The organism is Nonomuraea terrae (genome assembly GCF_004348995.1).
Taxonomy (GTDB): domain Bacteria; phylum Actinomycetota; class Actinomycetes; order Streptosporangiales; family Streptosporangiaceae; genus Nonomuraea; species Nonomuraea terrae.
On the sequence record NZ_SMKQ01000219.1, the window covers coordinates 1 to 14,672 of the forward strand.

Consider the following 14,672-nt stretch of genomic DNA (forward strand, 5'->3'; position numbering starts at 1 on the left):
CCCGTGCACGGCGCCGCCGCCGACGCTCACGCGGAGGGTGCTGGGCCCGTCAGGGGTGCGGCAGGTGCGCCACACGGCGCCGTCGGCGCCCAGGCGCCAGGTGGGGTCGCCGCTGCCGCGCCTGAGAGGCTGCAACGCCAGCCCTACGTCGAGCGGCCCGTCCGGGACCCACCTGCGCTCTTCCACCCGTCAAGTGTGCCGCCTGCTCGGGACTGGAAAGAGTCAGACGTCGCTGGAGTAACGCAGCGCCCGCTCCGGCAGCTCGACCCCCGGCCAGATGCGTACGCCGTTCTGGAGCTCGTTGCCCGGCCCCACGATCGCCCCGTCCCCGATCACCGCGTCGCGCACCACCGCGCCGGCGCAGACGCGCGCCCCCTGACCGACCACAGAGTCGACTACCGAGGCCCCCGCCTCGATCACGCTGTCGTCGCTCAGCACCGAGCCGACCACCGAGGCCCCCGCCTCGACGACGCACCGGGCGCCCACGGTCGTGCCCCCCTGCACCTTGGCCTCGGGTGAGATCCGGGCGCCGTCGAGCGCCAGGTATTCGCCTGTCGGACCGGGCAGCGCCGGCGAGGCCAGCCGGCCCAGCACCAGGTCGCGCGAGCCCTGCACGAACGCGGCGGGCGTGCCGACGTCGAGCCAGTAGGTGGGGGTGGCGTAGCCCAGGACGAGCTGCCCCGACTCGATCAGCCCGGGGAACGTCTCGCGCTCCACCGACACGACCTCGCCGCTCGGGATCGAGTCGATCACCGACCGGGTGAAGACGTAACAGCCGGCGTTGATGCGGTTGGTGACCGGGTTGGGGGTCTTTTCCAGGAACGCGGTCACCCGGCCGCTCTCGTCGGTCGGCACACAGCCGAACCGTGTGGGATCGTCCACTTCTGTCAGGTGGAGCGTTACAGCGGCCTCGCGCGCGCGGTGAAGGCTCACCTGCTCGCCGATGTCGTGGCCGCTCAGGATGTCGCCGTTGAGGATCAGCACCGGGTCGTCGGGGCCGGACGTCAGCGCCTCGGCCGCGTTGCGGATCGCCCCGCCGGTGCCGAGCGGCGTCTGCTCGGTGATGTATTCGAGGGAGAGCCCGAACGCCGCCCCGTCTCCGAAGACCGGCTCGAACATCGACGCCTTGTACGACGTCGCGAACACGATCCGGCGCACGCCGAACGATCGCGCGCGGGCCAGCTGGTGGGCCAGGAACGGCACCCCGGCGGTCGGCAGCAGCGGCTTGGGCGTGCCCAGTGTCAGCGGACGCAGGCGCGTGCCCTGCCCCCCGACCAGGAGGATCGCCTCGAGGCCTGGCAAAGAGCTCTCCATCACTCCGTGAGGTTACCGAACTATTCGATCGCGCGTTGATAGGAGCTGAGATGCGCTTCGGCCGATGCGGCCCACGTGAACTCGCGGGCCCTGGCCAGCCCCGCCTCCCGCAGTTGCTTCCTGCGCTCGGTTGAGGCCAGGAGCTGCCCGAGCGCCGTGGCGATGCTGTCGGCGTCGGGCTCGGTGTAGGCGACGGCGTCGCCGCCGACCTCGGGCAGCGAGGTGCGGTGGGTGGTGAGCACCGGCGCGCCGCAGGCCATCGCCTCCAGCACCGGCAGCCCGAACCCCTCGCCGTGCGACGGGAAGGCCACGACGAGCGCCCCGCCGAGGAACCCGGGCAGGTCGGAGGCCCCGAGATAGCCGGGCCGCACCACCTTGACCGTCGCCTCGACCTCGCGGCAGGCCACGTCGACGTCGTACTGGTGCACGCCGCCGCCGATCACCAGCGCGGGCGGGTTCTCCAGCGTCTTGACCGCGGCGGCGAAGCCGCGGATGAGGTTCGGAACGTTCTTACGGGGGTCGAGCGCGCCCAGGAAGGCCACGTACGGCCGGCCGTGCAGCCCGCAGCGTGTCGAGGCCCGGCGGACCTCCTCCTCGCTCGGCGGGTGGAACTGCGCCAGGTCGACGCCGTGGTAGGCGACGTCGATGCGGGTGGGGTCGGCGGCGAGCACGCGGATGAGCTCGTCGCGGGTGGCCTTGGACGGCACGATGACCCGCCGGGCGTGTCGCACGGCCGTACGGGTGGCCGAGCGGAAGAACGACGCCCGCGGGCTGCGCTGGTCGGGCTCGGTGAACCAGGTGACGTCGTGCACCGTCACCACGGTCGGCAGGCCGGAGCCGAGCGGGATGGAGTAGTAGGGGGCGTGGATCACGCCGGCGCCTGCGCGCCGGGCGAGCAGCGGCAGCCCCGTCTGCTCCCAGGCGAGCCTGGCGGCCCTGTTGGTGAGGGCGACCGGGCCTGGGATGACGTCGGCCGAGGGTGCGAGCCGCCGGTAGAGCTCGGCCTCCGCGCGCTGGCAGACCACGGCCAGGTCGGCTCCGGCCCTGTGGAGCCCGGCGACGAGTCCGTGCACATATCGCGTCAAGGCGCCGCGGTCGGCGGGGACCGCCGCCGCGTCGACGAGCACTCGAGGCATACGAAGATCTCTCCCCTCAAGATCAACGCGGGACCGGACGTCCCCCTCTGATGTTCAGCTTATGACCAGCCTCCCCTAAAACGTGCGCCAAATCACACTCAGTCGCGACGTGCTGCAATTCCGGCCAATCCGGCGCAGATCAGATCTCCCACGATGATGACGATGCGGGAGGAAAGGGCCACCGCGATCGCGGCTCCTTGATCGAGCTGAGGGGCCAGCACGGCCACCATGGCGACCTCCCGCACGCCCGCCCCCGCCGGGACGACGAACGTCAGGATGCCGAGGCACCACGACAGCGCGAACGCCCCGACGGCGAACAGCAGCCCGACCTGGGGCGCGACGAAGTAGAGGTGCACGCCGTACGCCGCCCAGCCGGTCAGCGCCCAGCCGAGCGCGGTGAGCATGCCGCGCCGGGTGAGGGGGCGTTCGAGCGGCTCGCGCCTGAGCCGGCGCAGGGCCTGGTCGATCACGGCGTTGATCACCCGGGGCTCCAGCAGCACCAGGAGCAGGGGGATGAACAACAGCAGCCAGCCGTACCGGTTCCAGCCGAGGGTGACGAGCGCGACCAGCAGGCCGGTGGCCAGCTGGATGGGCATCATCAGGAAGAACGCCGCCGCGCTGCGCGAACGCGGCACGCCGAGGTCGCGGCCCATCTCCATCTGGGCGAGGACCGGCCAGACCGCGCCGGGGATGTACTTGCCGAGCTGGCCCACGAAGAAGACCTTGGCGGCGGGGCGCGGCGGGAGCGGAGAGCCGAGGTCGGCCAGCAGGGTGCGCCACGTGAGCATGGCCCCGAGCAGCGCGGCGACCACGGCGGCGAGCGACCCGGCCAGCGCGGGCCATGACAGCCGGGCGAACCCGGCCGCCACGGCGTCCCACTCCCTGGCCACCGCCCACCCGCCGAAGCCGAGCGCGACCGCCAGGAACGCGCCCCGCAAGACCCCGCGCACACCCTTCCGCCGCCCGACCGCCGAAGCGCCCACAGGCTCGCTCACAGGGCCGCTCGACGGGCCGCTCGACGGGCCGCTCGTGGGGTCGCCGGTGCTTCCGTGGGGGTCCGCCGTGCCGGAGGCGCCGGTGCTCACAGCGGGCGCACCCGTTCGGGCGGCTGCGGCAGCGCCGCGCCCACCGGCCGCCGCGGCGTCTTCGTCGCCACCCACAGGTACGTCGGCACGAGCGGCAGCAGCAGCCGCAGCACCCCGCGCGGCATGCGCCCCAGCACGGCCTTGACCACCTTGCCCACCACCCCGGGGAACAGCTCTCCCCCGGCGAACCTCGTCGGCGTGGCCAGCACGGGGAAGGTGTAGTCCCACACGTGGAAGGCCCGCAACATCTCCCGCAGCCCGCGCCGCGTACGGAACCGTTCGTAGTAGTGGTCGGCCCGCCCGAAGGCCCGCACGTAGCGGTCGGCCGCCGCCGGCGGCAGGTAGGACAGGAACGGCAGCTTGTAGTGCGGCTCCATGATCCCGAGCCGGTTTCCGAGCCCCAGGTAGAGCACGCCGTCGTCGGCCAGCACCCGGTGCATCTCGGCCACCACCGCGTCCGGGTCGACCACGTGCTCGTAGATGTGGTTGAACACGAGCACGTCGATCGAGCCGTCGGGGAACGGCAGCGCCGTGCCGTCGCCGCACACGAACGCCACCCGGTCGCCGAACCGGTCGGCGGCCCTGCGCAGCCCCGGCACGTCGATGTCGACGCCCAGCGTGTGCCCGGCCCCGGCCCGCGCCAGCTCGTCGGCGATGAACCCGGCCGAGCAGCCGACGTCGCCCACGGTCAGACCGTCCAGCGGGCCGCGGAAGTGTTCGAGCACCGCGATGATCTTGGCTGCCTTTCGCCTGCGCTTGTCCTCGTCGAGCATGGCGGACTGGAACTCGGAGTATTCGAGCTGCGCGACCCGTTGCTTCACCACGGCCCCCACCGTACCGACCCCGAAGCCGATCCGATGTCAATCGCTCTTCGGTAGCCTGGCGCAATGCTGCGTCGGCTGTTGCGCGTCGTCCTCGCCCTGGTCGCCCTGGGGTTCCTCGGCTACGGCCTGGCGAGCAACTGGCACGAGACCACCGCCGCGGTGGGCGCGATGTCGCCGTGGGCGCTGCTCGGCGCGTTCGCCACGGTGCTGCTCGGCCAGTTCTTCATGCTGGTCGCCTGGCGCGAGATCCTCGCCGGGCTCGGCACGCGGGTGCCGCTGCGGGGCGCCGGCCGGATCATGTTCGTGGGCCAGCTGGGGAAGTACATCCCGGGCGTGGTGTGGGCGTACGCGGCCACGATGGACCTCGGCCGCGACCACGGCAGCCCGCCGCGGCGCACGTTCGCGACGATGTCGCTCGGCCTGGTGATCAGCCTTGCGGTGGCGATCTCGCTCGCCGCCGCCACCCTGGGACAGCTGGATGCGGTGCGCGAGGCGTGGTATCTCGTGCTGCTCGTCCCCGTGATCATCGTCGGCCTGCACCCCAAGGTGCTCGCCTGGGGGCTCAACCTGGCGCTGCGCGTGGCGCGCAGGGAGCCGCTGGAGAGCGTGCTGCCCGGCCGTACGGTCGTCGTCGCGGTCGCCTGGACGGCGCTCGGCTGGCTCGTGTACGGCGCGCACATCGTGCTACTCGCCGGCCAGGCAGACCTGTACGTCATCGCCATCGGCGCCTACGCCTTCGCCTGGGCCACCGGCATCCTCACGGTCGTGGTCCCGGCCGGGGTCGGCGTCAGGGAGGGGGCGCTGGTGCTCGTGCTCAGCCCGGTCATCGGCACACCCGCCGCCCTGGCCGTGGCGATCGTGTCGCGCGTGGCGTTCACGCTGGCCGACGCGGCGGCCGCGGGCATCGCGTTCCTGCTCGGCCGTCAGAGACCGAGCAGCGCCTCGGTGTACGCCGACCAGAACGGCTCGGGATCGACCGCCTTGACCCCCGACCGCAACCTCTCCGGCTCCCCGGAGGCGTAGAACCGCTCGATGGCCGTGCGCAGGGCGCCGACGTCGCCCGGCTCGACCAGCAGCCCGTCGACGCCGTCAGTGACGTGGTCGGCCAGCGCGCCGACGCGGGTGGCGATCACCGGCACGCCGTGCTCGTGGCCGAGCCAGACGTTCTGGCTGGCCGTGGCGTCGCGGTAGGGCAGCACGAGCGCGTCGGCCGCGGCGAACAACTTCGGCACCTCGCCGGCCGGCACGTAGCCGGGCCGCAGCTCCACCCGGTCGCCGAGGCCCAGCTCGTCGATCAGCGCCTTCGTCTCGTCGAGCCCGCCCCAGAACTCACCGGCGACCGTCAGGCAGACCCCTTCGGGCAGCGCCCGCAGCAGCAGGTCGAGCCCCTTGTACGGCCGCACGATGCCGAAGAACAACAACCGCCGGTGCACCGCGTGAGCGGCCCGCTCGCCCGAGGTCGAGGGCAGGTGCGGCGGCAGCGCGGCCACGCCGACCGGCTCGCGGGTGAGCCCGCGGGCGAGTGCGGCCTGCTGCTCGGAGTGGGTCAGCACGCCGTCGACCCGCTTGAGCAGCGCCTTCATCAGCGGCTCGTCGTACGGCTTGCGCTCGTGCGGCAGCACGTTGTGGCAGAGCGCGACCGTCCGGGCACGGCGGCCGAGGCCGTACAGGATGCCGAGGTACGCGGGGACCTGCACCGGGCTCAGGACGGCCAGGATCGCCAGGTCGGCCGCGCGCATCCGCCGCCCGGCCGCCACCCACCCGTCGGGCCGCCGCCAGTCGAGCCGGCGCACGGTCTCCGGGTACGGCGTGCCCTCGGGTGCGGAGATCGTCTGCTGCCCCGGGTAGAGGAACGACGGGTACTGCGCCCGCCACGACTCGATGACCACGTCGTGGCCCTGTGCCGCGAGCCGGTGGGCCAGCTCGGTGGTGTGCTGCGCCCCGCCGCCCTTGTACGGATAGGTCGGGCCGACGATCGCGACGCGCATCGTCAGTCTCCCCGCGAGCGCACGATGAGGTCGGCGAGCAGCGCGACCGACCCGATGAGCAGCCCGGACAGGAAGATCATGACGGTGTTGGCGGGGAAGTAGAACGGCGTCCTGACCATGTCGTAGACGCCCTTGGCGAGCCCGATCCCGACCAGCCAGAGCGCGGGCGGCATGAGCACCTTGAGCGGGTTGAAGTACATGATCATCCGCAGCACCTGCAGGATGTAGCGGTAGGCGTCGGAGACGAAGCTGAACTTCGACTTGCCGGCCCGCTTGGCGTAGCCGATCGGCAGGTAGTAGACGTCGTGCTGGTTCATCAGGAACGACAGCGTGATCGTCGTGACGCAGGAGAACCCGGGGGGCAGCAGCCGCAGGTAGGGGCGTGCCACCGGCTTGCGGAACGCGCGCAGCCCGGAGTTGAGGTCGGGGATCTTCTGCCCGGCCAGCATCTCGGCGATCTTCCTGATCATCCACTTGGCCGGCACCCGCAGGAGCTTGTGGGAGCCCTCCTCGCTGGTGCGCGCCCCGACGACCTGGTCGATCGACTGGTCCTTCTCCAGGATCTGCACCAGCTCGGGGATGCGCTCGTTGGGGTAGGACATGTCGGCGTCGGTCCAGACGACGATCTCGCCCCTGGCCTCCTGCGTGCCGATCCGGCGCACGGTGCCGGAGCCGCCGTTGCGGTGGAAGGCGCGGATGCGCAGGCGGGGGTAGCGGGGTGCGGCCTCCTTGAGCCTGGCCAGCGTGTCGTCGGTCGAGCAGTCGTCGACGGCCACCAGCTCGTAGGTGTAGCCGCTCGAGTCCATCGCCTTCGTGATGCGCTCCACCTCGTCGATGACGTGGTCCTGCTCGTTGTAGCAGGGCAGGACGATCGTGACGTACGGGGCTTCTTCCACGTCGGGTCCACTCTTGGAGGTCTCAAGCGTGCTCACGGGGGTCGAGGGTACTCTGCCCGGCCGCGTACCGGGCTCACATCGACTTCCTTGAGGCTACCCGGCCCTGCTATTCGACTGGGGCCATCCAGACGTTCATCCGCAGCGTCCAGGTGCCGTTCGGGGCCTCCAGCAGGGAACGCTCGTCCTGGCGGGTGACCAGCGCCATGACCTGGGTCGCCCGCCCGTACGGCGCGACCTGGTCCTCCTCGGCGCCCAGCACGACCGGGACGCGGCCGGCGGCGCGCACCCGCTGGGCCAGGCGGCGCACCTGGTCCTCGGGCGCGGTGTCGGAGCCCACGCGCTTGACCTCCGCCGCCGGACGGCCGCACATGCCGCGCACGACCTGGGTGAACCGGTCGCCGGTGACCCGCTCGACGAACAGCACGGACGCGTCGCGCGGCAGCCGGTCGCACATCGCCCGGACCGCCGCCATCTCCCCGCGCTCGATCGGCGTGAACGCGGTGCCGATCGACGTCACGGCCGGCGGGACGAGCACCAGCAGGACGGCCGCCGTCATCCCCCACTTCCGGGACCTCGTGCCGTGCCGCCGCAGCCGGTCGCGGAGCATCGCCAGCCCCTGCACGGCCAGCAGCACCATCCCCGGGATCACGATGGGCACCAGGCGGCGGGCGGCCCACGGGTGGTCGGGGGTGATCTCCGGGCGGAGGAGCGTGGTCGCGGTCGTCCAGCCGACGACCGCGAGCGGCAGCAGCCAGGCGAACGGCGTGCCGTCGCGCAGCAGCCGGCGCAGCAGCACGGCCGCGGCGATCGTGGCCAGCACGACGGCGGGCAGGCCGACGTACCAGACGACCCAGTGCAGGGAGTTCTCGAAGTACAGGCGGTCGCCGTCGATGGGCAGGCCGTTCGCGCGCTGGATCTGCCGGATCATCTCGGCCGTGCGGATGTCGCCGGGGTTGTCCGCCACGCGGATCACGGTCTGGAACCACGGGCGGGCGTACAGGCCGGCCATGAGCACGACCACCAGGCCCACGCCCGCCGCCGGGGCCCAGGCGGGCAGCCGGATCCGGGCCAGCCACGGCGCGGCGAGCGTGCCGACGAGGGTGAGCACCAGGACACCGGCGCAGATGAACAGCAGCGGCCGGACCGACCCCGACAGGTACATCAGGTACGGGCGGGCCAGCTCATAAGCCCCCACCAGCCCGAGCCCGGCCCCGGCGAGCAGGCCCGCCAGCAGCGGCGGCCCCACCGTGCCCTCCGGCCGGGCGAAGCGGCGCATCGCGATCAGCAGCCCGGCGAACGCCAGCGCAGGCAGCACGTCGCGCAGCCCGTCGATCCTGACCAGCACCGCGAGGCCCAGCACCAGCCCGGCCAGCAGCCCGCGCAGCCGCCGGCCCGACGTGCCGGTGAGCGCGTCGTAGGCCAGCGCCAGCCCGCCGAACAGCAAGATCAGCGACGGGATCTCGCTGAACGTCGTACGCGAGGTGTAGAGGACCGGCTGGCTCACGGCGACCGCCACGGCGGCGACCACCGCCCAGCGCGCCCCCACCAGCCGCGCCACGACGCCCGCCACGGTCAGGACGGCCAGCCCGCCGAGCACCGCCGGCATCACGAAGGGCGCTCCCAGCCAGTGGCCGATCGCGAACAACATCGGCGAGCCCGGCATGAACTGCGGCAGCACCGAGCCGTTGACGTCGTAGAAGCCGATGCTGACGAAGTCCAGCCAGCGGTCGGGGCCGCCGAACGCCTCGGCCTGCGGCGGGATGGGCAGTGAGCCGTGGGCGGCGATCCAGGCGGCGTACTGCGTGTACGTCGCGGGGTCGCGCCGGATGGCGACCTGTTCGCTGTACATGACGCCGTTGAACACGCCCGACGCCACGGCCACCGCCACGACGCCCGCGACCTGCAGGGACGTCGCCTCGACGACCTTGCCGAGCCGCCGCGTGCCGAGCACGCCCAGCACGGCCGCGGCCGCCACCCCGAGCAGCGCGACCGGCACGGCCCCGAACCGGCCGAGCATCAACAGCGGCAGCCCCGCCAGCAACCACCCCGCCACGGCCAACGCCGGCAGCACGGTGATCGCGGCGAGTATCCGGCCGGATCGATCCACTTCCATCGATCAGCGAGCGTATCCAACCCAACGCCTCACCCCCACCGGCCCGAAGTCATGGGTTGGCGAAAATCGGCGGTACCGTACGCGACGTGACGGGAGCCTGCGCCGCGAAGAGCCCACCCAGCGGAGAGCCGCCCCACCACCTCGCCTCCGGGACCGGATGCGGAGGAACGGTGGGTTACGTGGCGGTCAGGCGGACGGTGTGCGGGTGAGGCAGACGGCTGAGGCCGGCGACCCGGACAGCGGACGCGGACGGCGGCGCCTGCCGCGGGACGCGGCCGGGGTGGCGCGGCGGCACGGCTGGTTCCTCGCCCTGTTCGCGGCGGGTGCCGCCCTGCGCGTGCTGGCGATGCTCGGCTACCGCCCGGCCCTGTGGTTCCCCGACACCTACACCTACGTCGTCACGGTCTTCCACCCCCGCCCCGACCTGGTGCGGCCGGCCGGCTACTCGATGTTCCTCACGCTGCTGGAGCCGCTGCACTCCTTCGGCGCCGTCACGGTGGCCCAGCACCTGCTCGGCCTGGCGACCGGGCTGCTGGTGTACCGGGCGGCGCGGCGGGCGCCGAGGTGGGCGGCGACGCTGGCCGCGGCGCCGGTGCTGCTCGACCCGTACCAGGTCGAGCTGGAGCACCTGCTGGTCTCCGACACCCTGTTCATGTTCCTGATCGTGCTGGCCGTGGCGCTGTGCGTGACGCGGCGCACGTCCACCGTCGTGCTGATCGGGTTGCTGCTGGCCGCCGCGACCCTCACCAGGACGGTCGGCCAGCCGCTCATCGTCGTGCTGGCGGCGTGGTTCCTGCTGCGCCGGCGGATCAAACCGGCCGGGGTGCTGCTGGCCGCCGCGCTGGTCCCGATCGTCGCGTACGGCGCCTGGTTCTACGCCACCTACGAGCGCGTCGGCATCGTGGGCGCCAACGGCGTCTTCCTGTACGCCCGCACGATGTCGTTCGCCGACTGCGAGCGCATGGACCCGCCGCCCGACCTGCGGGTGCTCTGCGATCCGCGCCCGCCCGAGCAGCGCCCGCCGTCGCAGGAGTACATCTGGGCCAAGGACTCCCCGCTGGTGCTGCTGCCGGACATCACGTTCGCGAAGGCGAACGACGACCTGGCGGCCAGGTTCGCGATGCGGGCGATCACCGCCCAGCCGCTCGACTACGCCGTCTCGGTGCTGACGGAGCTGGGCCGTACGTTCGTCTGGGGCCGCCCGGTCTACCCCGACGCCGAGGTCTACGGCTACTACCAGTTCCCGGAAACCCCGCCGGGGCCGCCGGGCCGCTATCCGGCACAGGTCGGTGCAGAATATGCCAAGCTCTACGAACAGGGCGCGATCGGCACAGAGATCGTCGAACCCTACGCCGGGGCGCTGCGGGCCTACCAGGGTTTCGTGCGGCTGCCCGGCACGGTGCTCCTCGCCGTCCTGCTGGTGCCGCCCGCGGCGGCGGCCGTGCGCAGGTGGCGCGGGAGGCGCCGCACCGGGGTTCCGGTCTGGCCGGTCTCGTGGTCGGCGGCCGTTGTGCTGTTGATCACACCGGCCGCGACCGCCGAGTTCGACTACCGGTACGTCCTGCCGGCTGTGCCCTTGGCCTGTTTGGCGGCGGCCCTGAGCCTGCGTCCCGACGTGCTAAGACAGTCCGGCAGCGAGAAAGAGTTTGGCGATGATATTCCACCCAATGTCCGGGTCTGAGTATGCTTTGCCGCGGAAACATCACGCCCTGGTCACGGTCGTTCCCCGCGGTCGTTGCTCGAGGCACGCCGTACGTGACCTGGTCTCGTGGCGCGTAGCGACCGGGCCGGCGCACCAGGTGCGAGGAAAGAGGCTAGGGGCGTATGAGTGACTACAGGGGCGTGCCGGTAGTCGATCATGAGCTGGGCCGACGAGTGGCCCCCACTCAGCCAGGCAGCAGGATGGCCCGCAGAGCGGCCGCCGCGACTCCCCCGCCGCCCGGCGACCACCCACCGCGCGGCCACCGCTCCGGCAAGGGCGGGGGCGGCGGCCAGACGAAGATGCGCGTGCTGGCCTGGGTCAGCATCGGCATGACCTCGGTCATGGTGGCGGGCGCGCTCACCGCGTACACGGCCTACCGCGACGCCTTCGGCAACATCAACGAGAAGAGCGTCAAAGAAGACATCCTCAACCCGCGTCCGCCGGACACGGGGGCGCTCAACGTGCTGCTCGTCGGATCCGACACACGCGCCGGCGAGGGCAACGCCAAGTACGGCCAGCAGCTGGCCCGAACGGCCGACGCGGGCGGCAAGCGCACGGACACGATCATCCTGATGCACATCTCGCCCGACCGCGACAAGGCCCGCCTGATCAGCTTCCCCCGCGACTCCATGGTGCAGATCCCGCGGTGCAAGAACGAGGCCACCAAGCAGGAGATGGCCCCGCGCCGCGACATGATCAACTCGGCGTACAACTCCGGCGGCATCGCCTGCACGATGACCACCATCGAGCAGCTCACCGGCATCCGCGTCAACCACTTCGTCGAGGTCGACTTCAGCGGCTTCAAGAACATCGTCGACGCGCTCGGCGGCATCGAGATCTGCCTGAAGTCGGGCGTCAACGACAAGGCCTCCAAGCTGGTGCTCCCGCCCGGCAAGAGCCTGCTGAACGGCGAGAAGGCCCTCGGCTACGTACGCCTGCGCCACTACGGCGACGGCAGCGACATCCAGCGCATCAAGCGCCAGCAGATCTTCCTCAGCAAGGTCGTCGCCAAGGCCACCAGCAGCGAGCTGCTCACCGACGTCGGGCGCCTGCGCGAGTTCATCGCCGCCGCGGCCGGCTCGGTCACCATGGACCCCGAGCTGGCCAACGACACCGAGCAGCTCATCCAGATCGCGACGAGCGCCCGCGAGATGACCGCCAACGGCGTGCAGTTCACCACTGTGCCGTGGGTGCCAGACCCCAAGGACACGAACCGCGTCATCTGGAAGGAGCCCGACGCCACCGAGCTGTTCACCGCCATCAAGACCGACACGGAAGAGGCAAAGCCGACGCCGACCGCCAGCGCGAGCGCCAAGCCGAAGGTCACCGTCAAGCCCGAGCAGGTGAAGGTCCAGGTGCTCAACGGCACCAAGACCCCCGGCAGGGCCGCCGAGGTCGCCGACATGCTCGCCAAGCAGGGCTTCAACGTCGTCGGGGTGGGGAACTACGAGGCGCCCGACGGCCAGAGCCTGGCCAAGACCGCGGTCCACTACGCCAAGCCGACCGACATGGCGACCGCCGGCGCGGACACGCTGGCCGGGTCGGTGCTGCCCAAGCCCGCCGCCGAGCAGGGCAAGGTCGCGGCGATCGGCGCGCAGGCGTACGCGGCCACGGCCGGTGTCGCGGCCACGGCCACGACCGCCAAGAGCACTCCGGTGACGCAGCTCGTGATCGGCGAGGACTTCGACTCGGTCAAGGTGACCAAGCTTCCCGACAGCGTCCAGAACAGCACCATCACCGCGTCGGAGCAGAAGAACGTCTGCACCTGAGCCTCAAAGTTCCCTGTGTAACCGGGCGTTCCGGGCCGAGGGGGACGGCGGACGCACTAATCTGTTGCAGGTCGGCGACGCAGCGCGACACGGGTCGGCAAGACCCGCTGGGCGCGCTTGCCGTCGTGTTCCCCGGCCCCCGAGCGAAGCTGAGCGACTCCCCCAGTGTCTGACACCAGATCCTCACCACCGGTCACGACTCCGCGGAGGCCCGCCGACGACGGGCCCGACGTCACGGGGACGAGCTGGCCGTTACCACAAGGGGCGTACTGGGGTGCGTCCACCGACCCCCATGGGGTCGGCCCCGGCGAGCTCACCGCGCCCCAGCCCGCGGTGGGCCAGGGCGCCGCGCCCGGTGAGCAGCCGGAGCCGGAGCAGGAGTCGGGCCCGCGCAAGCGCGACCCGTTCCTCGACAACGTCAAGTTCCTCCTGATCGCCCTGGTGCCGCTCGGCCACTCGCTGGTGCCCACGCTCACGGCCGACTCCTCCAGGTCGCTCTACATCTTCATCTACACGTTCCACATGCCGCTGTTCGTGCTGATCAGCGGCTATCTGTCGCGAAACTTCTGGGTCCACAACTCGACCGCCAAGGTCAACAAGCTGGTCGACACGCTGCTCATCCCGTACGTCGTGGTCGAGGTCGGCTACGCGGCGCTGCGGTGGGCGCTGGGCCACAAGTGGAGCCTGTCGATCGACGACCCGGCGTGGCTCAACTGGTACCTGGTGGCGCTGCTGTTCTGGCGGCTGTCCACACCGGTGTGGAAGCGGATGAAACACCCGGTGCCGGTGTCCATCGCGATCTACCTGTTCGCCGGGTTCTCCGACATCAACGGCGACTTCAGCCTCGACCGCTTCTTCGGTCTCATGCCGTTCTTCGTGATCGGCCTGGTGCTGCAGCCCGAGCACTTCGAGCGGCTCGATCGGCTGTGGATCAAGATCGTCGGCGTGGGCGTGATCCTGGCCGCGGCGGCGGTGGCGATCTTCGTCGCGTCCACGCGCACGCCGGTCGCGCCGTTCTACTTCAAGGGCAGCTACGAGAACCTCGACCTCACCTGGTACGAAGGCCTCGGCCTGCGCACCGGCCTGCTGGTGTGCGCGCTCGCGCTTTCCGTCGCGGTGCTGGCGCTGGTGCCCAGGAAGGAGACCTGGTACACCGACCTCGGCACCCGCACGCTCTACTGCTACCTGCTCCACGGCATCCCCGTCATGATCGCCAAAGAGATGGGCTGGCTGAAGTTCCCGTGGCTGTTCGGGCCGCTCGGCGTGCTGGCGATCAGCTCGGCCTGCTTCGCGCTGGCCATCGTCCTGTGCCTGCCGCAGACCCGCGCGATCTTCAAGTGGGTGCTGGAGCCGCGCCTGACATGGCTCTATCGGCGCCCCGCGCGAAGTTAAGCGACCGTTCCACCCGCATTAACGCCTTTGACCTGGTAGGCACGGACCATCGACACATGCGCGCATGTGTCGCCACGACCGTCCACCACCCCGAGGACGCCCGGATCATGCACCGGCAGATCAGGGCACTGCTCGACGCCGGTCACGAGGTGACCTACGTCGCGCCGTTCACGTTCTTCAACGTGACCCCCGCCATGAGGCTGACCGCGGTGGACGTGGCCCACGAGGCCTCGTACGGCAAGGCGCGCGGCGCGCTGCGACGCGGCGTCCGCGACGCGGACCTGCTGATCGTCCACGACCACCGGCTGCTGCGCGCCCTGCCCCACCGGCGCCCTCCGGTCGTCTGGGACGTACGCGAGCCCGTCGCTCCCCGGCACCTCGCCCGCGCCGCGCGGCGTCACCGGGTGATCACCCCCGAGGTGGTGCCCGAGGGGACCCTGGTGTCGCCCAGCC

General features: G+C 71.6%; 11 protein-coding genes and 2 pseudogenes. 5 read left to right on the forward strand and 8 right to left on the reverse strand.

Annotated elements, in window-relative coordinates; all coding sequences use genetic code 11:
• From E1286_RS39685 to E1286_RS39705, 5 genes and pseudogenes are all read right to left on the reverse strand, one after another.
• Window positions 1–186 (reverse strand): annotated as a pseudogene (locus E1286_RS39685) (DNA-3-methyladenine glycosylase 2 family protein); the annotation flags it as partial.
• A 36-nt stretch (window positions 187–222) separates the two neighbouring features.
• Window positions 223–1,302 carry a mannose-1-phosphate guanylyltransferase gene (manB, locus tag E1286_RS39690; RefSeq protein WP_246075560.1) on the reverse strand — a complete coding sequence of 360 codons (1,080 nt, stop codon included), beginning with the start codon at window positions 1,300–1,302 and terminating at the stop codon, window positions 223–225.
• Window positions 1,303–1,334: 32 nt separating this feature from the next.
• Window positions 1,335–2,450, reverse strand: coding sequence for a glycosyltransferase family 4 protein (locus tag E1286_RS39695; protein ID WP_132621265.1), 1,116 nt, complete (start codon window positions 2,448–2,450; stop codon window positions 1,335–1,337).
• A 98-nt stretch (window positions 2,451–2,548) separates the two neighbouring features.
• Window positions 2,549–3,388 carry a lysylphosphatidylglycerol synthase domain-containing protein gene (locus E1286_RS39700; RefSeq protein ID WP_246075561.1) on the reverse strand — a complete coding sequence of 280 codons (840 nt, stop codon included), beginning with the start codon at window positions 3,386–3,388 and terminating at the stop codon, window positions 2,549–2,551.
• A gap of 143 nt (window positions 3,389–3,531) precedes the next feature.
• On the reverse strand, window positions 3,532–4,359 hold the full coding sequence (locus E1286_RS39705) for a class I SAM-dependent methyltransferase (protein WP_132621267.1): 828 nt from the start codon (window positions 4,357–4,359) through the stop codon (window positions 3,532–3,534).
• A 63-nt stretch (window positions 4,360–4,422) separates the two neighbouring features.
• On the opposite strand from E1286_RS39705, the gene E1286_RS39710 reads away from it, so the two are divergent.
• On the forward strand, window positions 4,423–5,382 hold the full coding sequence (locus E1286_RS39710) for a lysylphosphatidylglycerol synthase domain-containing protein (protein WP_132621269.1): 960 nt from the start codon (window positions 4,423–4,425) through the stop codon (window positions 5,380–5,382).
• Here the strand turns inward: E1286_RS39710 and E1286_RS39715 are convergent.
• The 3 genes from E1286_RS39715 to E1286_RS39725 all read right to left on the reverse strand — a co-directional run bounded on the left by E1286_RS39715 (window position 5,283) and on the right by E1286_RS39725 (window position 9,356).
• Complete coding sequence (locus E1286_RS39715) at window positions 5,283–6,347, reverse strand: glycosyltransferase family 4 protein (RefSeq protein ID WP_132621271.1); 1,065 nt, start codon at window positions 6,345–6,347, stop codon at window positions 5,283–5,285. The genes E1286_RS39710 and E1286_RS39715 overlap by 100 nt on opposite strands.
• A 2-nt stretch (window positions 6,348–6,349) precedes the next feature.
• On the reverse strand, window positions 6,350–7,279 hold the full coding sequence (locus E1286_RS39720; protein WP_132621272.1) for a glycosyltransferase family 2 protein: 930 nt from the start codon (window positions 7,277–7,279) through the stop codon (window positions 6,350–6,352).
• Between the two features lie 70 nt (window positions 7,280–7,349).
• Window positions 7,350–9,356, reverse strand: coding sequence for a hypothetical protein (locus tag E1286_RS39725; protein WP_132621274.1), 2,007 nt, complete (start codon window positions 9,354–9,356; stop codon window positions 7,350–7,352).
• A 205-nt stretch (window positions 9,357–9,561) separates the two neighbouring features.
• Here E1286_RS39725 and E1286_RS39730 point away from each other — a divergent pair, with 205 nt between their 5' ends.
• From E1286_RS39730 to E1286_RS39745, 4 genes and pseudogenes are all read left to right on the forward strand, one after another.
• Window positions 9,562–11,037 (forward strand): hypothetical protein, encoded by a 1,476-nt coding sequence (locus tag E1286_RS39730; RefSeq protein WP_246075562.1) that lies wholly within the window; start codon window positions 9,562–9,564, stop codon window positions 11,035–11,037.
• A gap of 221 nt (window positions 11,038–11,258) precedes the next feature.
• A complete protein-coding gene (locus E1286_RS39735; RefSeq protein ID WP_246075563.1) occupies window positions 11,259–12,827 on the forward strand; it encodes an LCP family protein in 1,569 nt (522 codons plus the stop codon).
• Between the two features lie 165 nt (window positions 12,828–12,992).
• Window positions 12,993–14,219: an acyltransferase family protein gene (locus E1286_RS39740; protein ID WP_132621278.1), complete on the forward strand. Its 1,227-nt coding sequence runs from the start codon at window positions 12,993–12,995 to the stop codon at window positions 14,217–14,219.
• A gap of 56 nt (window positions 14,220–14,275) precedes the next feature.
• Window positions 14,276–14,672: pseudogene (locus tag E1286_RS39745) on the forward strand (glycosyl transferase); the annotation flags it as partial.

Coding starts and splice junctions, on each gene's coding strand:
- E1286_RS39695 (WP_132621265.1), bottom strand. CDS start 2,450: ATGCCTCGAGTGCTCGTCGACGCGGCGGCGGTCCCCGCCGACCGCGGC.
- E1286_RS39710 (WP_132621269.1), top strand. CDS start 4,423: ATGCTGCGTCGGCTGTTGCGCGTCGTCCTCGCCCTGGTCGCCCTGGGG.
- E1286_RS39715 (WP_132621271.1), bottom strand. CDS start 6,347: ATGCGCGTCGCGATCGTCGGCCCGACCTATCCGTACAAGGGCGGCGGG.
- E1286_RS39725 (WP_132621274.1), bottom strand. CDS start 9,356: ATGGAAGTGGATCGATCCGGCCGGATACTCGCCGCGATCACCGTGCTG.
- E1286_RS39735 (WP_246075563.1), top strand. CDS start 11,259: ATGGCCCGCAGAGCGGCCGCCGCGACTCCCCCGCCGCCCGGCGACCAC.